Raw genomic sequence first — 21,804 nt, forward strand, 5'->3', positions numbered from 1 at the left:
CTAATTATGATAAAATACTAATGATGAAGCACCTTTAATTCCAGCTTCGTTTTGCAGCTTAGCAGGTATAACTAAAACTCTAGGGCGCAAAGGTAATAAAACTCTCTCAGTAATTGTTAAGCGTGTTGAATCAAACAAAGGTTTACCAAAACCTGCAACACCGCCACCAATTATAAAAGTGCTGATATCAAGCGAGTTGCTCAGTGAGGCAAGAGCAGCGCCGAGTTGTTTACCCATTCGTTCAATTACAAACCTTGCATAAGCATCTTTTTTTTCTGCTGCAGCCTGAATAATTCTTGGTGAAACATTTGAAGGGTCATTATCAATTAATTGCCACACTTTTGAATCAGGATAATTTTTTAACTCGCTTCTAACTAGCTCTTTTAAATAAGAGTTGCCGGCATAAGCCTCAATGCAACCAAAGGAACCACAATTACATTTTTGTCCGTTCATATCAATAGAAATATGACCGATTTCACCAGCAGCACCAAACTCACCTCGAAATATTTTTTTATTGAAAACAATTCCACCGCCAACACCAGTGCCTAGTGTTACCATTACAAAAGAATCCATTTTCCTACCGGCGCCAAAAATCAATTCACCAATTGCTGCAGCGTTTGCGTCATTTTCAAGATGTGTTTTGTACCCAAATTTATCTTTTAGGATTGGACCAAGTCTTACATTTTTCCATCCAGGCAAGTTTGGTGCGTTTTCAACAATTCCTTTTTTAATTGAAACAACGCCTGGACACCCGATACCAATTCCCTGAATTTTATACTTACTCTTAACTAAAATTAATTCAACACCTTTAACAATATTGGAAATAACCTTTTTGGGTCCACAATCAGCTTCAGTTTTTACGAAAATATTTTTAACTAGTTTACCTTTCTCCGATACAATTCCTATTTTAATATTTGTGCCGCCTAAATCAACACCAATAGCATATTTTACAGATTTAGCCATAAAGAATTCCTATAAATGTTTATTTAGAAAACTGAGTATCAACTAATTTTAGTTCTCCCGGATATGTAATGTTACCTAAAGGTGAACTAACGGTTGGAGTTGCAAATAAAGTTATTTTTGAAGATGAACCTTGTGTACCTCCAAGTGCCAAAGCAAGACTAATGATGCTTTCGTATCCTTTTTCTTTAAAGAATTTCATTAGATCTATGTTTATTGTTAGCGGGATTGATGTTACTTCGCCTGTGCCTGGCACAACTAATGGTTGAGCAAGTTCACCTGAAATAGTTTCTTTATCATCAAGAAATAATCTCCATTTAAAATTCTGCAATGTAGCATCAGATTTTTTATAGCCGCCTGTTCCATCATTTGGGTTTTTTGCATCAACATTTAGAACAAATGAAGCCGGTAATGAGCCTTGAGCAAATCCAGTTGTTAGTTTTAGTAAATCAAGTGGATTAAAATCTGAAAGCTTTGATTTACCTGAAACAGGAATACCGTTTATTTGAAATCCATTAACAGCACCTACTTTAAATTGAAGACGTGAAAGATTGGTTAATGTTTCATATACACTGCATTGAATTCCTGAAATAACAAGTGCAAGTAGTAATGTAATTGAAAATAGTTTTTTCATCTTAATGCTCCTTTTGACTGTTCGATTTTTTGAATAATAATTTCTGCAACTTTTAAAGCGCGCAAGCCGTCTTCACCGGAAACGACAATTTTTTTGTCATTCAAAACGGAATCTACAAAAAGCTGCAATTCATAGTTTAGTGCATTTACTTCTTTTGATTCCGGTTGTTCATAAATCAATCTTTTCTTCTTATCACCAACACCAATTTCACCAAACGAAATTGAAGTTGGAAGTGCAGGTTCATCCACAGGCTGCAACCGATAAACCTCTGATGCACCGGTAACAAAATCTAAAGAAATATAGTGATCTTTTTGGAAGATGCGCATCTTTCTCATTTTCTTTTGCGAAATTCTGCTTGCAGTTACATTTGCAACCGCACCGTTTTCAAATTGTATTCTGGCATTTGCAATATCAATGTGATCTGATACAACCGCAACACCGTTTGCATCAATCTGTTTAACGTCGCTTTTAATGAAACTTAAAATAATATCGATGTCGTGGATCATTAAATCTAATACTACAGCAACATCAGTTCCGCGAGGATTAAATTGTGAAAGCCTATCGGATTGAATAAACATTGGATCAGAGATAAATGATTCAAGAGATAGTAAACCAGGATTGAATCTTTCTATATGACCTACCTGGAATTTTAATTTCTTCTCTTTCGCAATCTTTACTAACTCTTCTCCCTGCTCTATTGTTGCTGTGATAGGTTTTTCAACAAATACGTGAATATTTTTTTCAAAACATTTTTTTGTAACCTCATAATGTGCACTTGTTGTTGCGGCTATTGAAACTGCGTTAACTTTGGAAAGCAGTTCATCAATTGAATTGAATGACTGCACAACAAATTCATCAGCAACTAATTTTGCCTGATCCGGATTTGAATCAAAAACTCCAACGAATTCACAATTCTCTATTTGCTTAAACATTTTTGAATGAAGTTTGCCTAAATGTCCAACACCGATTACACCGATAGAAAGTTTTTCCATAATTTTCATCTCAATTTTTATCTAGTATTAATTTTTGAATAACCAATTATTCGATCGTAACCGCCATATTCCTGATCTCGATACCACAAAATTATATTATATTCATTAGAAGTTTGCCAATCGTTGCCCTCTAAAATATACCAATCCTGATTTGTAAGATCATTATAATCACCGTTTACAACAACGTATTGATAATCATAAATACCGCGTTTCAACTGCAAAGTAAGTTCAAAATGATCACCATTGAAATTCATTTTACTGTTTTCTGATAACTGCCAATCATTAAAAGCACCTACCAAATAAACATCACCATAAACTTCTGCGGGCGGCTTAACTTCAAATTTTACATTCATATAAGTTGAGTTGATATCTTTTGGAGATTTTAAAGTAAAACCGCCGTTATCATCATTTCTGCTCTGCAATAAAAATCTGCTGTATTCAATTCCATCAAATTGTGCTTTTACATTTTTAGAGTTGTAAATATTTATATCTGTTAAATTTGTTTGCCTGTACTCTTTACCCGGACGAACATCTTTAGCAATAAACTTTAATTTTGATCCGCCATCCCATTCAAAAACTCTATTTACGTCTGTTGAGTTACGCAAAACTTTAATTGGATAGTTCATTAAATGATTCTGAACGATTTCTAATTCATCAACAAAAAATGGGAAATAATTTTCGTTCGGGACAGCTTCAGCGGTTATCCAATTTGTGTGTCCAAGTTGAGGTGGAAAATACGTTTTATCATCCAATGTCTCTCGTTTCGATTCCACTTTAAGATGAACATCAGCTTTTATAACAAAAAACTTTCCTTCTGCAAAAACTAAATTTGGATTTTGTGAATCCACAATAAAAAACTTCCACTTGCCGGAAAAGGGAAACTCTACATAACCATCTTTATCAGGAAAAGTATTTGTGTAGTGATATTTTGCTTCTTCCACTGTTGTTGGAAGTGTAAAATAATTTAGGGTGTAAGATGTGTTCTTCCCCTGGTTTGAAAGAAAAATATTATCAGTTGGATTCCAGTTTCTATCACAAAACTTAAAAATAATATGAATGCTTGGTGGAAAATCTGATTTGAACATCAAAATCAATTATCAATAAATCGAGTGGAGAAGATAAAACAGGAACTGCATTAACGTCTTTGCTCGTAAATGTTTTTAAAGATTTTATTACTATTTCCTGTGAAAACATTACGGTGGATTGAAGAACGAGAAGCAAAACAAATAATTTTTTCAATGATTACCCTTAGATGAATATAAATTTGTACTGCAAATATAAGCCTTATAACTGATGTTAAACAGAGTAGTTTGTGGAAATAAAAATCCCCAACCAAGATTATTGATTGGGGTTAAAAGATTCCTGGGCAAGCCCGGAATGAGAATCTTAATTAATTTTATAGATTCTTTATCTCATTATTCAATTTTGTAATTGCATCTTTAGAATCGCCAAAATACATAAGTGCATTTGGATAGAAGAATAATTCGTTATCAATTCCTGCATAACCAGCGTTCATAGAACGTTTGTTTATTATAACTGTCTTTGCATAATCAACATTTAGAATTGGCATTCCAAAAATCGGACTGCTTTGATCGTGACGCGCAGCAGGATTTACAACATCATTTGCACCAATAACAATTACAACATCTGTATTATTAAAATCATCATTAATATCTTCCATCGCAAGCAATTGATCGTACGGAACTTGTGCTTCTGCGAGTAACACGTTCATATGTCCGGGCATTCTACCAGCAACAGGATGAATTGCAAATCGAACTTTAATATTTTTCTTTTCTAAAATGTTAACAAGATCGCGTACAGCGTGCTGTGCTTGTCCAACAGCCATTCCGTAACCTGGAACAATAATTACACTGCTTACAGAATCCAGCAACATCGCAAGTTCTTCAGAATCGATTGACTTAACATCGCCTTTTGGAGAAGTTGTAGATGAAACGGCTGCAGATCCCGCATTTGCCCATCCGCCAAGAACAACATTCATAAGCGAGCGATTCATACCTTTGCACATAATCATTGTTAAGATTATTCCGGATGCACCAACAAGAGCGCCTGCAATAATCAAAACATTATTTCCTAACACAAATCCGGTCATCGATCCGGCTAAACCCGAATAAGAGTTTAGTAAAGATATTGCAACAGGCATATCAGCACCACCGATTGGAAGAACTAATAAAACTCCAAGTATTAATGACACGGCAGTAATTAATAAAACAATGTTTATCATTGCCGGAAACATCACAACATAAACACCCGCAGCAAGAACACCTAAAAACAATAATGCATTCAATGGGTGCTGCATTGGATACTTAACAACTTTTCCGGTTACAATTCCTTGTAACTTTCCAAAAGCAATCATTGATCCGGTAAAAGTAACACCGCCTATCAGGATACTAAGAATAATTGCAACTCCCTGATCAATTGGAAGATTAAAAGGTAAACCCGTATCAACCGGGTAATTTGGATTTTTCTTAAAGTATTCTGAAAGCGCAACTAATATTGAAGCACCGCCGCCGAATCCGTTTAACATTCCAACCATTTGCGGCATTCCGGTCATTGGAGTTTTAATTGCCATAACCAGACCAACAACAGACCCAATGATTGTTCCGATAATTATCCATTCAAAGGTAAGAACTTGCTGATCGAACAAAGTTGCCGCAATTGCAAGGAACATTCCTATTGCAGCATAAAGATTTCCTTTTCTTGCAGTCTTTGGTGATCCAAGAAATTTAATTCCGAAGATGAAGAAAATTGAAGCGACCAGATATGTGATTTCTATAACTATTTTCATTTTTCAACTCACTTCTTTTTAAACATTTTTAACATGCGATCAGTAACAAGAAATCCGCCAATTACATTAATCATGGCGAATGCAACTGCAATCAATCCAAGAATTGTACTGATTGTAAATTGCTCAAGTCCTGCACTTAAAATCGCACCAACAATTGTAATTCCTGATATTGCATTTGAGCCTGACATAAGTGGCGTATGCAACGTTGGGGGTACTTTTGTGATGAGTTCAAAACCCACAAAAATTGCAAGTGCAAAAACGTACACGTGCATTAAAAATATATAATCCATTGTTAACCTTTAATTTTTCATTATAATAAACTTATTTAAGAAGATCTTTAACTCTTTGATTTATCACTTCACCATTGTGAGTAATTAACGATCCTTTAACAATTTCATCTTCAAGCTTTAATGTAACTGTTCCTTCTTTGCCTATATGCTGAATAAGACTGAGAATATTTTTGGAATACATTTCACTTGAGTGAGTAGGAACAAGGCTTGGTAAATTTGCTTCGCCGATTATTGATACGCTATGTTTTTTAATGGTTTTACCTCGCTCACTTATTTCACAATTTCCGCCAAACTCAGTTGCCATATCAAGTACAACACTACCCGGACGCATATGCTTAACCATTTCTTCCGAAACAAGAATAGGAGCTTTTTTACCTGGAACAAGTGCAGTTGTAATAACAATATCAGCTTCAGTAACGTGTTTGAAAATTGTCTCTTTTTGTTTTTGTAGAAATTCGGGTGTTGCTTCTTTAGCATAACCGCCAGCATCCTGCATATCTTCAGCGCCTTCAACTTCTATAAATCTGCCACCAAGACTTTGAACTTCCTCTTTTACCGCTGTTCTGATATCAGAAACCTCTACAACAGCGCCTAATCTTTTGCTGTACCAAGAGCCTGCAAACCAGCAACTCCAGCACCCATTATTACAACTTTTGCAGGAGAGATTGTTCCGGCAGCGGTCATCATTAACGGAAAGATTTTTCCAAGTTCATTGGCAGCCATCAATACGCTTTTATAACCTGCAATGTTTGCCTGCGAACTTAAGACGTCCATCTTTTGCGCAAGCGTAGTTCTTGGAATCATATCCATAGAAATTAGATCGATTCCTTTTTCAGCACATTTCTTTGCAATATCTGTGTAATGAAGTATGTAGACAAAAGAGATTAATAGTGTTCCCTTCTTCATTAAATCAATTTCATTTTTTCCTGCATTTGGATGATCAATCGGACGCTGAACTTTAAAAACCAGATCAGCATTAGCGTAAAGATCTGTTAAGGAATCAATAATTTTTGCCCCAGCTTTTTGATACTGTTCATTTGTAAATCCGGCATTAAATCCGGCATCTTTTTCAATTTGAACTTCGTATCCCGCCTTAATAAGTTTAGGAACAACATCCGGTACGCAGGCTACGCGATTTTCACCGGCCATTATTTCTTTTGGAACTGAAATTACCACAGAATTTCCTCCTCTGTTGATAGAATTAAAATTTTAGTTACAAAACTAATCACTTACGTTAGCTAATCCAATAAAATTATTAGAAAACTGTTGTAACAATTTTTATTACGTACCGCTATACTCTGTTAATTTTCTCTTCAATTTATTGTTTGACTTTAGCAACTGTTTATTATACTTTTGATTAGTTCTTTTAACTAATGGGTTTAATATTTCACTTCTCTAGGGGCTCTTATGAAAAGATCTATAATAATTATTCTATTATGGATAACACAGTTTTCTAATTTACATTCTCAAGTTTCTGAAAACTGGTTAACTTTTTTTGATTTTGATTCTTTAAATGTAAATAATCTCGAAACCGTGGTCTCCAATCAAGGAAGTATGCGATCACGTTGGATTAGCCTTCCATTAGGTACATCCAATCTGATTATATATGATCAGGGACCTTGGTTTATCGGAAAAATAAATGGCGAACCTATCTTATCAATTGTTCAATGGTTTAGTTGTTGGAATTATTCTCCGGGGCCAATAATTCAAAATCAAGCTGCGATGCTGATCAATCCAGAAGATTCACTTCGTTACAGAGTTTACAAAATTTCTAAAGGAGATGATCAGACGAATCCGGATTACGCTGAATGGCCAACGGATTTTGGTGCACCTATAGATGAAAATGGAAATCCATTAATTAAAGGCGATCAGACTCTTTGGACATTGTTTAATAGTTTGGATAGTACCGCTATTCAAACCAACTGGAATGAGCCTTTAAAAACCTCACCAATAGAAATTCATGAAACCATATTCTCTCGAAACGGAAATGAAAATGATTTTACGGATATATTTTCTAACGTAGTGTTTATGGAATATGAGTTTATTAATAAAAGTATTTATCAAATCGATTCGGCATTTATTGGTTTTTGGTCAGACATAGATTTCAGGGCATTAGAAAATAGACCTGCTATAGATACTCTAAGACAATTAGGTTATTGCTGGAGTGAAGAAGATACGACTTTCGAAGGGACACATCCTCCAGCAATTGGATACTCTATGTTGTACGGACCAATTGTTCAAGACCCAAATAGTAATGCAGTTTTTAATGGAAAAGTTGTAAATGGTTTTAAGAATTTAAAATTAAATTCGTTCAGAGGTATTGCAGACGACTCTCACATTGATTCGCTAACCGGAAAGGTTAGATCAATGATGGATGCGCAGAATCTAGCAAGAGGTTTAACTTCTAATGGTTATCCTATCATTAATCCAATAACAAATCAACCTACAACATTTCCTTTTTCAGGTGATCCGATTACTGGCGAAGGCTGGGTTTATAATACATGGACATCGGGCGGAGCTGGATTTGTTTTCTTCTCAGGTCCTTTTAATATGGCGCCTAATGATACTCAGTGGGTTATGATTGCTTTAATACCAGCATATGGTAATACTGGTTTAAACAGCATCGAAATATTAAGAGAGAAAACTGATTTAATAAGAAGTATTTCTTATGATAGTCTGGCATTCGGGTCTATAAGTTACGGTATTACTGATGTTGAAGATAATTATAATGAAATTCCTGAAAATTTTTCTTTACTCCAAAACTATCCAAACCCGTTTAACCCAAATACAAAAATAAGTTGGCAGTCGCCAGTCAGCGGTCATCAAACCTTAAAGGTTTATGATGTTCTTGGAAATGAGGTTGCAACTCTGGTTAACGAGTACAAATCTGCAGGAAGTTATGAGGTCGAGTTTAATGCCTCTTCACTTTCCAGCGGAATATATTTTTATAGGTTAAATGCTGGCTCTTTTGTTCAAACAAAGAAAATGATTTTGATTAAATAAAGGTATGAAAATGAAAAAATTGTTGTTTGTCCTACTGTTTATTTCCAGTTCTGTTTTTTCACAAACACAATACAGATTAAACATAAATGCTATAAATCTACCTATGGATAACAAAGGAATATTAGCCTATGTAAATATTCCGGATCCAAATCCTATTATTGGTGGTTTAGGCGGAAAATATGGTGGACACGTTTTTTTATTTAGTGGCGGGTTTCTACTTGCAGGTTATGCAAATGATACTCTTTGGGCTAATGGTGTTGCTCCTTCTTCTCTAATTAATGATTATTTACCGGGTACTGTTGGTAATGATCCTTCTGATCCCAAAAATATAATTTACGTAGTTAAAAATACTGATTCTGATTTTGGGCAATCCTGGCAAGATTGGTTAAATGCTGTTTCACTCGGAGCAGATTTCTATGACGGAAATAATGATGGTATTTATAATCCAACAGATTTAAATGGAAATAATATTTGGGACACATCTGAAGATAAACCGGCTATAATTGGTGATGAAATGACCTGGTGTGTTTATAATGATGAGGTTCCTGCTAATCAAAGAATATATAATACTGTAACACCAAAAGGAATTGAAATTCAGCAAACAGTTGCCGCTTATGCTTCAACTCAAGCCCCGCTTGGCAATACAATCTTTATCCGTTACAGGTTAATTAATACAGGAACAGTTGTAAATAAACTTGATTCTGTAATCTTTGCTATGTATGCAGATCCGGATTTGGGTGATGCAAGTGATGATCTTATCGGATGTGATACTTTAGTAAATTCCGGTTTTATTTATAATAATGGAAATGATTATGAATATGGTTCAAATCCGCCAGCATTCTTTATGAAATATCTGCAGGGACCAATTTCATACATTCCGGGAGAATCATTTATTGATAACAACTCGAACAACACCTTTGAGTTAGGAATTGATACACCTTTAGATACAGCATATAATCGCAGAGGAAATTTATTTAGTACTGAGTTTTTCCCGGGAGCAAAAAATTTAGATATTTCTGCAAGTATTTTAATGCGCGGCGGAGATCCGGAATTAAATGATCCAACAAATCAAAGTGACGTCTATAATTATTTAAATGGTTTAACACGCATAGGCAATATTATTGACCCTTGCTATTTTACAATTGGTTCTGTGAACGGTGGAGTTAATTGTGCAGAAGTAAATCCTTACTTGTGGTTCTCAGGTGATCCAGTTGCGAATATTGGATGGATTAATACTTCTGAAGGTGATTTAAGAAATATAATCAGTTCAGGAAGATTTACACTCGAAGTAAATAGGCCAATTGATATTTGGGTTGGATATATCGTTGGACAAGGAACCAGTGCATTAAATTCGGTAACAGTAACTAGGAATTATGTTCAGAATGCTCAAGCTTATTTTAACAATAATTTTACCAATGGAACTGTAAGTGATGTTGATGATTTTTCAATTGTTACTGGGTATAACTTATACCAAAACTTCCCCAACCCATTTAATCCAAGCACAAAAATTATTTGGCAGTCTCCAGTTGCCGGTCATCAAACATTAAAAGTGTTTGATGTACTTGGTAATGAAGTCGCAACATTAGTTGATGAAGTTAAACCTGCAGGAATTTACGAAGTGAATTTTGATGCTTCTGCCCTTTCGAGCGGAGTTTATTTTTACAGATTAACTGCTGGTTCGTTTATTCAAACTAAGAAAATGATTTTAAGTAAATAAGATTTAATAGTTGGAGGTTCAAGTGAAACTTTATCATTGGCTTGTTTTTGTTTCTTTAAATATTCTGTTTATAACTTTCGCTCAAGTTATTTCTCCAACAAGATTTCCAGTGCAGGAATACTTCCAAAACAATTATGAATCTTGTTTGCTTAGTTTACCGAATAACGATTTAATAATGTTCTGGTATGACTCCACTGACAGCCAACTGAAGTCATCAAAAAGTACTGATGGAGGTTTAATTTGGCAGGCTGAAAATATAATAATGGATTTGATTTCCAATGCATATGGTACTGATTTAAATGCGATTGTGCTTAGTTCAGGCAGAATATTATTAACTTATCGTCAGGCACAATATTATGCTATTTATTCAGATGATAATGGATTATCATGGTCATCGCCAATCATTTTACCTACGAGATCATCTGCAATACAACGCATACGGGTTTATTTTTCATCGCTATCAATCTCTTCAAATAATAACATAAACTTTACTTACAGTTATTCAAGTAGTAGTCATAATTTATACGAAGCAAAAAGTTTATTCAATCTCACAAGTTTGGATGGTATCACATGGTCTGGAATGGATACAATAGCAACAGATGGAAGAAATGGACAAATGATGAGTTTTGGAAACTCCAAAGAAATCGTTGTTTACCAGGATTCTACTGAAAATAACTTTGATATTTTTTGTAGAATTTCAACTGATGCAGGTTTTAATTGGAGTGATCCAATTTTATTAGTGGGAGAAAGTCTTTCACAAACAAATCCAAGAATAATCAAAGATACAAATGGAAAGACCTGGCTATATTACATTCAACAAGAAGCAACACCATTTGAAGGAATTGTTCAGTCAAATATAAAATTTATTTCCAGTTTAGATGATGGAGTTAGCTGGAGTGCACCAGAAAATTTTACAAAGTATGTTGGGTATGATGAAAATTATAATTTAAGTTTATGGAATGGCAGACCTATTCTTTCTTTTACAAGTTCAAGAAATTTCAACCTTTCCGGCAGGTTTTTCCAGATTTATTTTACATTAGCTGATGTTTCAATAGATACAAATGTTCCGCCATTTATGTTTAAATTTCTTCATAGTTCAGAAAATCCCGGTCCTAATCAACCTTACGTTGTGCAGGCTTTTATCGATGATGATAAATCAATCTTATCAGTTAAGTTAAATACTTATACAAATCCACCGCCAACATATAACGAATTGGAAATGTATGATGATGGACTACATTATGATTCTTTAGCCGGAGATAAAATATATGGAACAGCTATAATTCCAAATAGTTTTGGTGAGGAGATTATTTATACTTTTTCAATTGAAGATGATGATAATAATGTGGTTCAATTAAATGGCGGAATTGTTAATGTGCCGGTGATGTTTGCTACTGATTCATATCTAATTGATGTTAATAATTTTAAACTTCCTATCAATAGTAAAGGAATTCTTGCAGCAGTTCCAAGCAATGGGCAGCAAGGCGGTTTGTTTGAAGAATCAACAATACTTTTTTCCGGTGGTTTTTTTCTATCCGGTTTAAATAACGGCAATGTTTGGACCAATGCTTCTGCATCTGCTTCTTTAATCGAAGACTATATGCCAGGACCAGTCGGTAGTGATCCTAAAGACCCATACAACAAGCTTTATTTGGTTAAAAGTTCAGATCCGCCTTTTGGTGCGGCCTGGCAAGTTTATTCCCACGCTGTTAATCTTGGCGCAGATTTTTATGATGGAGATAATAATGGAGTTTATAATCCTGTTGATTTAAATAGTAATAATAGCTGGGATACAAATGAAGACAGACCTGATTTTTTGGGTGATGTTTCGGCTTGGTGTATTTATAATGATGCAAGTACTTGGAGAAGATATTCCGATCAACAACCAATGGGTATTGAAATACAACAAACAGTTTTTGCCTGGGGCGAAAATGTTATTGATCCGATTGACAATATGATTTTTGTACGATACAGAATTTTTAATATGGGTACAGTATCAAATAAATTTGATAGCGTATATTTTTCTGCCTGGTCAGATCCGGATTTGGGTAGTCCTGAAGACGATTTAGTTGGCAGTGATGTGTTTTTAAATTCTGGTTATGTTTACAATGATGGTTCGGATTTTAATTATGGCACAAATCCACCAGCACTTGGAATACCGTTTTTACAAGGACCTGCAGCTTACATACCCGGTGAAACCTTTGTAGATATTAATGGTAATGAATTATATGATGATGGAATTGATACACCAATTGATACTGCATATATGAACAATGGGCCTGTTCTAGGGATTCAATTTCTTCCTGGAGCAAAAAATCAGCAATTAAGTTCTTATATACATCTTATAGGTGGAGACCCATATTTAAGTGAACCAAATAGTGCTGTTGAAGCAAGAAACTACTTGTTAGGTTTAACCCGTATAGGAGAGCCAGTTGATCCTTGTAATTGGTCTTACGGTCAAGTATTGGGCGGTGTTAATTGTGCAACTCTTGATCCAGGGTTTTTATATTCAGGCAATCCTGTAACTAGTGTTGGTTGGATAAATAGTGTCCCAGCTGATCATCGAATGTTCGTAAATTCTGGTCCATTTGCATTGGAATTGGATAAACCAATTGAGATAATTGTTTGTTATTTAGTTGGCAGAGGTTCAAGTGCATTAAATTCTGTTTCAGTTATGAAAGATATAACTGAAGAAGCAATCCAAATTTATAATTCTAACTTTACTGATATTCCTACAAGTATTAAAAACCAGCCTATAGTAATTTCTGAATTTAAATTAGACCAAAACTACCCCAACCCATTTAACCCAAGCACAAAAATTAGTTGGCAGTCTCCAGTCAGCAGTCATCAATCCCTAAAAATTTATGATGTTCTTGGAAATGAAGTTGCTACTTTAGTTAATGAATACAAATCTGCAGGAAGTTATGAAATAGTATTTAATGCTTCTAAACTTTCAAGTGGAATATATTTTTATAGATTTACTGCTGGTTCTTTTGTTCAAACTAAGAAAATGATTTTAATTAAATAATAGGAATAACTATGAAGAAATATTTGTTAGTAATGTTAGTATTATTAAATACACCAGCATTTTCACAAGTTCAGCAATGGGAAGTTTTTACTACAAGTAACTCAACTGTACCTGGTGATTATTTTTATTGCCTCGGGCTTGATAAAGACCAAAACATCTGGTTAGCCGCTCATAGTCTTGCCAAATGGGATAAAGTGAATCCCACTACTTATTTGCAATATCCGGATTTAGGTTCAGATATAGTTAGCGTAGTCGGCGATTCGAATGGTTATGTCTGGGTCTCCTTAGAAGCACCATGGATAATAAAAACTAATGGAACTGATTGGGAAACTCACCACTTTACTGGAAATATGTGGCCGATAACAATTGATATTCATAATAATTTGTGGGGCGGTGCTGGTTATTCTTTTACACCATTAAATGGATTGTATAAATATGATGGTTTAGTTTGGACAGTTTATGATACTATAAATTCTGGCTTGCCATATCCCATTGTAAATAAAGTCACCTCGGATGTGAGCGGAAAAATTTGGGGATTAGCACAATCAAAAAATTCACCAGATAAAGCGCTATTCAGTTTTAATGGAACCATTTGGAATTCATATCAAACAATTTATTCTCATTTTTGGATCGGAAAAACAATGACAGCTGATAGAAAAGGTAATATCTGGTATGCAACAGGGTATCCAGAGGAAGGTATCGTTCAATTTGATGGTAGTGATTTCATTTTTCATCCCGCCCCAGATTCGACTTTATTTTTTCCAACAGCATTAGCAATTGATATTTCAGATAATCTGTGGGTCTGCTGGGAAAATGGTTTAGCAGAATATAGCAATAATAACTGGTCCGTATATAAAGACAGCATAAACTACGATTTTTCTGATATGGTGATTGATAAACAAAATAATATCTGGTTAAGTACTTTTGGTGATGGAGTAGTTTTGTTTAATAAAAATGGAATTATTTTATCAGTCGATGAAAGTAAAATAGATGAAATTGTAAATTATTTTTCATTATCCCAAAACTATCCAAACCCATTTAATCCAAGTACGAAGATAAGTTGGCAGTCTCCAGTCGGCAGTCAACAAAAATTAAAAATTTACGATGTTCTTGGGAATGAAGTTGCTACTTTAGTTAATGAATACAAATCTGCTGGAAGTTATGAAGTTGATTTCAATGCCTCTTCCCTTTCAAGTGGAATTTATTTTTACAGATTAACTGTCGGTTCTTTCGTTCAAACTAAAAAAATGATTTTAATGAAATAATTCTATTCAGCGGGAGGTAAAAATGAGATCTACTTTAGTTCTAATTGTGTTATTATTTTTAATTTCTATAAATAGTAAAGCTCAAATTGTTGAGCCAACACACTTTCCATATCAGGCTAATTATCAAAATAACAATGATGCCTTTTTACTTGGGCTGCCAAATAATAATTTAATAATGTTTTGGTTAGATCCAACTAATAGCCAGATAAAATATGTACGCAGTCTTGATGGAGGTAATAGTTGGTCAAATATAGATTCATTAGTAAACATAGTTGAAACTGAAAATTATGTTGATATAAATGCTGTTGTACTGCCTTCGGGAAGAGTTCTTGTAACGTATCGTTCGACTTTTTACTATTATGTTTATTCCGACGATTATTGTAATAGTTGGTCAGCGCCGGTAATATTGCCAACACGATCCGGGATACTTGCTCGCAGGAAGGTCTTTCAATCCTCACTTTCTGTTACTGCAAATGGGAATGTCAGTTTTGTACATAGTGTTTCCGAAACATATGAAAATGACAATGCGAAAGGCATTTTTAGAATTAATAGTTCAGATGGTGTGAATTGGTCACCCGCTGATACAATTGACGTTTTAGGAAGAACCGGGCAAATAATTGCAATTGATTCCAACAAAGAAATATTGGTTTATTCTGATTCGACCCAGGATAGTTTTGATCTGTTTATCAAAACCTCTACTGATTCAGGATTGACTTGGAGCGAAAGGACAGTATTAGTTGATGATATTTTAGATCAATCCAGACCAAGAGGTGTTAAAGACCAGAATGGCAAAATCTGGATTTATTACAACCAAGAAGTTGAAACCCCATTCACAGACATTTATCAATCCGACATTTACTTTGTATCAAGCACAGATGATGGAATAACCTGGAGCGCTACGGATAAATTTACAAAATACGTGGGGTATGATTATATAACCAGTATCTCAACGTGGTCTGGCAGACCAATAATTTCATTAAGAAGTTCGAGGGATTTTAGTTCATATAATCATTATTATCAAATTTATTTAACATTGGCCGATGTTAGTATCGATTTAAATGTTCATCCTTTTATGTACCTTTTTACACACCAGGTAGAAGAACCATATCCAAATCAGCCTTATTTTATACGGGCCTTTGTTGACGATGATAGAGAAATTATTTCTGTAGAATTAAATACTTACACCGATCCACCCGGTGTTTACGAAACATTAGTTATGTTTGATGACGGTATTCATAATGACTCATTAGCTGGTGATAAGATATTTGGTATTGAAGTGTCACTTCCCAATTTTGGTGATTTTAAAAGCTATAATTTTAGTATCACAGATAATGATTTTAATGTTAAAAATTTTAACGGTAATGCATTTACTATCCCTTTAGAATATGCCATTGATAAATACCTGGTAGATGTTAATAATTTTAAATTTCCTTTGGATAATAGAGGTGTACTTGCTGATGCATCAATCGATGGAATAAGCGGAGGAATTTTTGATGAAATCGTAGCTCTTTATTCTGGTGGATTTTTTCTCTCAGGAAATAATAATGGATCGCTCTGGGTAAACGCTGCAGCTTCCTCCTCTTTAGTTACAGATTACCAAGCGGGCATTGTTGGCAGCTCTCCAATAGATCCAATAAATAAATTGTATGTAGTTAAAAACTCCGATCAACCATTCGGAACATCCTGGCAAGAATATCAAGTTGCTGTAGAGCAAGGAGCTGATTTTTATGATGGTAATAATGATGGACTTTATAATCCTGTTGATTTAAATGGAAACAATACTTGGGATAACAATGAAGATAGACCTGATTTTTTAGGCGATGTTACAGCATGGTGTGTTTATAATGATGGGATTGAAAGCTCGGTTAGAAGATGGAATGATCAGCAGCCAATGGGTATTGAGATACATCAATCTGTTTTTGCCTGGGGTGAAAACGTAAGTAATCCGATTGATAATATGATTTTTGTTCGTTATAGAATATTTAATAAAGGTACAGTTTCATCACTGTTTGATGATGTATATTTCTCCGGTTGGGCTGATCCGGATATCGGTGGAACCGATGGATCTGGTGACGATCTTGCTGGTTGTGATACGTTGTTAGGATCGGGATATATGTATAATTCAGGTCCAGATCCTTCTTATGGTATAAATCCGCCAGCTATCGGAATTTCATTCTTGCAAGGACCAGCAGTTTATATTCCTGGTGAAACTTTTATTGATAATAATTCAAACGGAATATTTGAAGATATAATTGATACACCACTTGACACAGCATTAATTAATAATGGACCAATAATTGGTGTTACAGAAATGCCCGGGGCAAAAAATCAACAAATAAGTTCTTTTATAGGATATATTAATGGCGACCCAAATTTAAATGATCCAAATCTAGGCTATGAGGCAAGAAATTACATGCTTGGATTTGATAAGTTGGGGAATATACCCGATCCCTGTATATGGGCATATGGAATGGTTACCGGCGGAGTTAACTGTACAATGGTCGATCCAAGATATTGGTATTCCGGCGATCTTTTATCTAATGGTGGGTTCGGATCAGGGTGGGTAAATTCTTACGCGGCGGATCAAAGGATGTTATTAAATATTGGTCCATTTAAACTTGAGCAGGATAAACCGATTGATATAGTAGTTTGCTATTTGATTGGTAGAGGGACAAATGAAATAAATTCTATTTCGGTTATGAAAGATATAACTGAGGAAGCAATCCAAATTTATAATTCTAACTTTACTGATATTCCTACAAGTATAGAAAACCAGCCTATAGTAATTTCTGAATTTAAATTAGACCAAAACTACCCCAACCCATTTAATCCAAGCACAAAAATTAGTTGGCAGTCTCCAGTCAGCAGTCATCAATCCCTAAAAATTTATGATGTTCTTGGGAATGAAGTTGCTACTTTAGTTAATGAATACAAATCTGCTGGAAGTTATGAAGTTGATTTCAATGCCTCTTCCCTTTCAAGTGGAATTTATTTTTACAGATTAACTGTCGGTTCTTTCGTTCAAACTAAAAAAATGATTTTAATTAAATAGAGTTGAGAAAATGAAAAAGTTATTACTTATAATATTATTTAGTAGTTTAACTTCAATGCCTGCACAACAATTTAGTAATCTAAAAGGATTGGAAGATGATCAGGGGAACACAACTCTTCTTTATTCCTTCGGGATTGATGCTACCGGCAGATACAGTCCTGTTTTCAAATTTAATGTAAATACAGGATTTGAATCCAAAATAATGGACGCTTATTCAATAGCACTAGATACTTTGACGGTAAATGCAAAATCTATAAGCGATTATGATTTTTTTCCAAATGATATAAACAATTTTATAAATGTTGGTTTAACTATTAATACCGACATACTTGGTTATGCCGCAAGGAATGATACGATCACTTATGATCAGTGGGCATTGTTTATGGTTGATATATCAAAACAAAATTCCAATAATCTATTCGTGACAGATTTTCATAATATATACAGAAGTTTTGATAGCGGTTACACTTATCCGGTAGACTCAACTATTTCTTTCCAATTTCTCTCGCTTGCAGCATTTGACGATAATGTTTTATTCGGTACTGATGTCCAGGGAAATTTAATTAAGTCAGACGATTTAGGAATTACTTCTACAATAGTAGACACATCAAAAGTTATAACAGCTTTGCCTTTTCTAGGTTTTTATTATGATCAAAATCAAAATATTGTTTATCGCAAAAACACATCATACGGAAGATATGCATTCTATGCTAGCAATAACGCAGGAAATGCTTTCAGCTGGTCTCAGAGGTATGAAAGTGAAAATCCATTTTATATTGCAATTGATTCAACACAATCCGGTTTAATTTATCTTGCCGATGGAAAACAAATATATAGATCAACAGATGCCGGGGGTAATTTTATAACTTACAAAACTTTACCAAATAAACTTGTTGGTATTTATAAAAAACCCAATTCCGATATACTATATGCAGCAAGTAAATATCAGATTTATGAAATTAGACCGGACACTATAATAGTTTTAAAATCAGTGGCTTTACCGTCTTATGTTTTTGAATATTATCCGCTAGCAATAGGGAATAAATGGATATTTAATTTTGCATCAATCTCCTACTGGCCATTTCCAATCTATACTTACGATACTTTTTCCAGAACGGTTGTTGATTATTTAATTAAAGAAAATAATAAATCATATTTTAAAATTGATGAGAAATTCTTAAGTGATAGTTATATAAATACATATTACGAAAGAATTGATTCGAGTAGTGGAAAGATATTAAGATTTAATCCTGATTGCCCTGATTCAGAACAAGTTATTGATGACTTGATTAGCGATGTTGGCGATTTACTATCAGTTAACCGATTTGAAGGTTGTCAGAATTATGTTCAAACTCTGTTTGAGAGTGTTGAAGCATATAACGAATTTGGGATGAATAGTTCTAAACGGAAGTATAATTATAACGGATTACTTTTTGTTGATTATACATTAGTTAGAAGTGTTGGGCTTGAACACATTTTGACAGGCTACGATTTTGGAACTGATGTTTTTGGTATGAAAGGATTTATAATTGACGGCATCGTATATGGTGATACAACGTTAACGGATATTGATGATAATAGTTCATCACTTCCAACAGAATTTAAATTGTCCCAAAACTACCCAAACCCATTTAACCCAAGCACAAAAATTAGTTGGGAGTCTCCAGTCAGCGGTCATCAATCATTAAAGGTTTACGATGTTCTTGGAAACGAAGTTGCTACTTTAGTTAATGAATATAATCCAGCAGGAAATTATGAAGTTGAATTTAATGCCAATTCCCTTTCCAGCGGAATTTATTTCTATCGATTACAAGCTGGTTCTTTTATTCAAACTAAAAAAATGATTTTAATAAAATGAAAAATTTTATAAATCTAATATTGTTTTTTTTGTTATTCCTTTATTCACAAATAGCTGGACAAACAACACATCGTTTTTTTGTAAATAAAATTAATCTACCAATTGATAACAGAGGAATAATTGGAAGTGTAAATATTCCAGATCCTGATCCATTAGTAAATGGAGCAGGTGGAAAATTTGATGAAAGTGTATTTCTATTTAGATCTGGTTTCTTTTTATCAGGTTATGCAAATGGTGAGTTCTTTTCAATTACTGTATCCGAGGGTTCAGAAGATTATCAGCCAGGAATAGTTAATAGCAATCCTGAAGACACATTAAATATCATTTATGTGGTTAGAAAACATGATATTCCTTTTAGTTCAAGTTGGCAAAAATGGAAAGAAGCTGTTTTACTTGGTGCAGATTTCTATGATGGGAACAGTGATGGTATTTATGATCCAACTGATCGTAATTATAACGGCACCTGGGATGCGAACGAAGATATGCCTCCACTTCTTGGAGATGAAATAGCCTGGTGTGTTTATAATGATGGCGTTCCAGCTAACCAAAGATTATATAATGTTTCTCCGATCGGTATAAATATTCAACAAACACTTTTTGCTAAAAATAATTCTGATCTGGAAAATATGATTTTTATAAAATATAAAATTGAAAACACGGGAATAGTTGATGACGTTTTAGACTCAGTGTTTTTCAGTCCCTGGGATGATACTGATCTCGGGTGGGCTTCTGATGATTTAAGTGGCTGCGACACTGCTCTAAATTCTATCTACACTTATAATTTTAATGACGATAGCCAATATGGAATAAATCCTCCTGCAATTTTTACGACAGTTATACAAGGACCAGTTACCGCTACAAACGAAACCAACGATACTGCATTTATAAAAAATGGAGTCTTACTTGGTGAGCAAAAAATCCCAGGATATAAGAATGCTGCTCTATTTTCATTTGCAGGCTATGGTAAAAACTCTCCCGGACAAAGTTTTCCAGATAATTTACAGTACGTAAAGAATTATATAATGGGAAATGATGGTTACGGAAATGCCTTAAATCCTTGCGATACTCTTTGGGGAAAAGTATATGGAAATGTTGATTGTAATACTGTTAATCCTGTTAACTGGTTTTCTGGTGATCCAGTTGAAAGAATTGGGTGGTTGGATAACATCCCCCTGGATGATAGAAAATTTGCAAGTACTGGTCCGTTTACGCTGGAAAAATCAAAACAGATAGAAATTATTTTAGCTTTAGTTGTAGGCAGAGGATCTGATGAACTTAATTCAATAACCATTGCAAAAGAAATTGTTCAGAACGCGATTGAAGAATATCAAAGTAATTTTAGTTCAATGACATATAATCCTCCGGCACCAACAAATCCTATTACAAATTATGTGCTTCATCAAAATTACCCCAATCCGTTTAATCCCACAACAACGATAAGATATGAACTACCGCAAGATGGAATAGTTTCGATTGAGGTGTTTGATATATTAGGGCAAAAGATTCGAACATTGCTTAATGAATTTAAAAAAGCCGATAGATATGAATTGGAATTTAATGGTGATAATCTTTCTAGCGGTATTTATTTGTATTCAATAAGAGTTAATGATTTTATAGAAACGAAAAAAATGATTTTAATAAAATAAATTCAAAATAAGTTTTTGGGATAAAGGGCAATAAATAATAAATCTGTAAATAATTTAATTATTCTTTTACTTTTAGTTTTTTTTAGATTATATTTTTTCTGAAATAATTTAAAAGGAGTTATTATGAAATTCTCTTTTACTTTTTTGTTCGTTTCATTTTTGTTTTTATTCTTTTATAGTGCACTTGCCCAACAATCCGACTTGATAAATCCTCCAACTGAAATTATCGAATTTAAAGTAATCCCGCCGGAATATAGTGCTGTGGGAGGTACAGTAACTTTTACAGGTCCACTTGCAAGTACAGCCAGAACTTTACAATTCTTAATTCACGATACTCTTCTAACAGATTTGGTTGGGAAAGAGTTACTTGGAATAAGCTGGCGATTACCAGTTTCTGCAACCGCCAATTGGCCTGCTGCCGAAGTATCATATACTGCTTATGATATTTATCTCAGTGAATCTGTAACGCCTGCATTAAGAAGTTTAACATTTGCAAATAATATTGTCGGACCACAAACGCAAGTAAGAAGTGGTGCATTAGTTATACCCGCAG

14 protein-coding genes and 1 pseudogene are annotated in these 21,804 nt (G+C 34.1%); 7 read left to right on the forward strand and 8 right to left on the reverse strand.

Going from position 1 to position 21,804, the window contains the following annotated elements; all coding sequences use genetic code 11:
* The 8 genes and pseudogenes from IPJ23_01750 to IPJ23_01785 all read right to left on the reverse strand — a co-directional run bounded on the left by IPJ23_01750 (position 1) and on the right by IPJ23_01785 (position 6,858).
* Positions 1 to 963 carry an ROK family protein gene (locus IPJ23_01750; protein ID MBK7629444.1) on the reverse strand — a complete coding sequence of 321 codons (963 nt, stop codon included), beginning with the start codon at positions 961 to 963 and terminating at the stop codon, positions 1 to 3.
* 19 nt (positions 964 to 982) lie between these two features.
* Positions 983 to 1,594 (reverse strand): hypothetical protein, encoded by a 612-nt coding sequence (locus IPJ23_01755; protein MBK7629445.1) that lies wholly within the window; start codon positions 1,592 to 1,594, stop codon positions 983 to 985.
* A complete protein-coding gene (locus IPJ23_01760) occupies positions 1,591 to 2,586 on the reverse strand; it encodes a Gfo/Idh/MocA family oxidoreductase (GenBank protein ID MBK7629446.1) in 996 nt (331 codons plus the stop codon). Before IPJ23_01760 ends, IPJ23_01755 begins: the two co-directional genes overlap by 4 nt.
* 17 nt (positions 2,587 to 2,603) lie before the next feature.
* A complete protein-coding gene (locus IPJ23_01765) occupies positions 2,604 to 3,671 on the reverse strand; it encodes a hypothetical protein (GenBank protein ID MBK7629447.1) in 1,068 nt (355 codons plus the stop codon).
* Positions 3,628 to 3,825, reverse strand: coding sequence for a hypothetical protein (locus tag IPJ23_01770; GenBank protein MBK7629448.1), 198 nt, complete (start codon positions 3,823 to 3,825; stop codon positions 3,628 to 3,630). Before IPJ23_01770 ends, IPJ23_01765 begins: the two co-directional genes overlap by 44 nt.
* A 157-nt stretch (positions 3,826 to 3,982) precedes the next feature.
* Positions 3,983 to 5,392: an NAD(P)(+) transhydrogenase (Re/Si-specific) subunit beta gene (locus IPJ23_01775; protein ID MBK7629449.1), complete on the reverse strand. Its 1,410-nt coding sequence runs from the start codon at positions 5,390 to 5,392 to the stop codon at positions 3,983 to 3,985.
* 8 nt (positions 5,393 to 5,400) lie between these two features.
* A complete protein-coding gene (locus IPJ23_01780; protein MBK7629450.1) occupies positions 5,401 to 5,682 on the reverse strand; it encodes an NAD(P) transhydrogenase subunit alpha in 282 nt (93 codons plus the stop codon).
* Positions 5,683 to 5,713: 31 nt separating this feature from the next.
* Positions 5,714 to 6,858 (reverse strand): annotated as a pseudogene (locus IPJ23_01785) (Re/Si-specific NAD(P)(+) transhydrogenase subunit alpha).
* Between the two features lie 1,194 nt (positions 6,859 to 8,052).
* Here IPJ23_01785 and IPJ23_01790 point away from each other — a divergent pair.
* The 7 genes from IPJ23_01790 (at position 8,053) to IPJ23_01820 (ending at position 21,251) form a co-directional block, all read left to right on the forward strand.
* The gene (locus tag IPJ23_01790; protein ID MBK7629451.1) at positions 8,053 to 8,685 is read left to right on the forward strand and encodes a T9SS type A sorting domain-containing protein; all 633 of its coding nucleotides are present in this window, start codon (positions 8,053 to 8,055) and stop codon (positions 8,683 to 8,685) included.
* Between the two features lie 1,030 nt (positions 8,686 to 9,715).
* Positions 9,716 to 10,402, forward strand: coding sequence for a T9SS type A sorting domain-containing protein (locus IPJ23_01795; GenBank protein MBK7629452.1), 687 nt, complete (start codon positions 9,716 to 9,718; stop codon positions 10,400 to 10,402).
* Positions 10,403 to 12,968: 2,566 nt separating this feature from the next.
* Positions 12,969 to 13,430 carry a T9SS type A sorting domain-containing protein gene (locus tag IPJ23_01800; protein MBK7629453.1) on the forward strand — a complete coding sequence of 154 codons (462 nt, stop codon included), beginning with the start codon at positions 12,969 to 12,971 and terminating at the stop codon, positions 13,428 to 13,430.
* 641 nt (positions 13,431 to 14,071) lie between these two features.
* A complete protein-coding gene (locus IPJ23_01805; GenBank protein MBK7629454.1) occupies positions 14,072 to 14,695 on the forward strand; it encodes a T9SS type A sorting domain-containing protein in 624 nt (207 codons plus the stop codon).
* 2,470 nt (positions 14,696 to 17,165) lie between these two features.
* A complete protein-coding gene (locus tag IPJ23_01810; GenBank protein MBK7629455.1) occupies positions 17,166 to 17,747 on the forward strand; it encodes a T9SS type A sorting domain-containing protein in 582 nt (193 codons plus the stop codon).
* Between the two features lie 1,390 nt (positions 17,748 to 19,137).
* Entirely contained in the window at positions 19,138 to 19,605 is a 468-nt protein-coding gene (locus IPJ23_01815) for a T9SS type A sorting domain-containing protein (GenBank protein ID MBK7629456.1), read from the forward strand.
* Positions 19,602 to 21,251, forward strand: coding sequence for a T9SS type A sorting domain-containing protein (locus IPJ23_01820; GenBank protein ID MBK7629457.1), 1,650 nt, complete (start codon positions 19,602 to 19,604; stop codon positions 21,249 to 21,251). The genes IPJ23_01815 and IPJ23_01820 overlap by 4 nt, the downstream gene beginning before the upstream one ends.
* Positions 21,252 to 21,804: the final 553 nt, after the last annotated feature.

It is taken from the genome of Ignavibacteriales bacterium, assembly GCA_016709765.1.
Taxonomy (GTDB): Bacteria; Bacteroidota; Ignavibacteria; order Ignavibacteriales; family Ignavibacteriaceae; genus IGN3.

What these genes read in the sequence shown, in the direction of transcription:
- IPJ23_01750 (MBK7629444.1), bottom strand. Translation starts at nt 963, where the DNA reads ATGGCTAAATCTGTAAAATATGCTATTGGTGTTGATTTAGGCGGCACA.
- IPJ23_01755 (MBK7629445.1), bottom strand. Translation starts at nt 1,594, where the DNA reads ATGAAAAAACTATTTTCAATTACATTACTACTTGCACTTGTTATTTCA.
- IPJ23_01760 (MBK7629446.1), bottom strand. Translation starts at nt 2,586, where the DNA reads ATGGAAAAACTTTCTATCGGTGTAATCGGTGTTGGACATTTAGGCAAA.
- IPJ23_01765 (MBK7629447.1), bottom strand. Translation starts at nt 3,671, where the DNA reads ATGTTCAAATCAGATTTTCCACCAAGCATTCATATTATTTTTAAGTTT.
- IPJ23_01775 (MBK7629449.1), bottom strand. Translation starts at nt 5,392, where the DNA reads ATGAAAATAGTTATAGAAATCACATATCTGGTCGCTTCAATTTTCTTC.
- IPJ23_01780 (MBK7629450.1), bottom strand. Translation starts at nt 5,682, where the DNA reads ATGGATTATATATTTTTAATGCACGTGTACGTTTTTGCACTTGCAATT.
- IPJ23_01790 (MBK7629451.1), top strand. Translation starts at nt 8,053, where the DNA reads ATGGATGCGCAGAATCTAGCAAGAGGTTTAACTTCTAATGGTTATCCT.
- IPJ23_01795 (MBK7629452.1), top strand. Translation starts at nt 9,716, where the DNA reads ATGCGCGGCGGAGATCCGGAATTAAATGATCCAACAAATCAAAGTGAC.
- IPJ23_01800 (MBK7629453.1), top strand. Translation starts at nt 12,969, where the DNA reads ATGTTCGTAAATTCTGGTCCATTTGCATTGGAATTGGATAAACCAATT.
- IPJ23_01805 (MBK7629454.1), top strand. Translation starts at nt 14,072, where the DNA reads ATGACAGCTGATAGAAAAGGTAATATCTGGTATGCAACAGGGTATCCA.
- IPJ23_01810 (MBK7629455.1), top strand. Translation starts at nt 17,166, where the DNA reads ATGGTTACCGGCGGAGTTAACTGTACAATGGTCGATCCAAGATATTGG.
- IPJ23_01815 (MBK7629456.1), top strand. Translation starts at nt 19,138, where the DNA reads ATGAATAGTTCTAAACGGAAGTATAATTATAACGGATTACTTTTTGTT.
- IPJ23_01820 (MBK7629457.1), top strand. Translation starts at nt 19,602, where the DNA reads ATGAAAAATTTTATAAATCTAATATTGTTTTTTTTGTTATTCCTTTAT.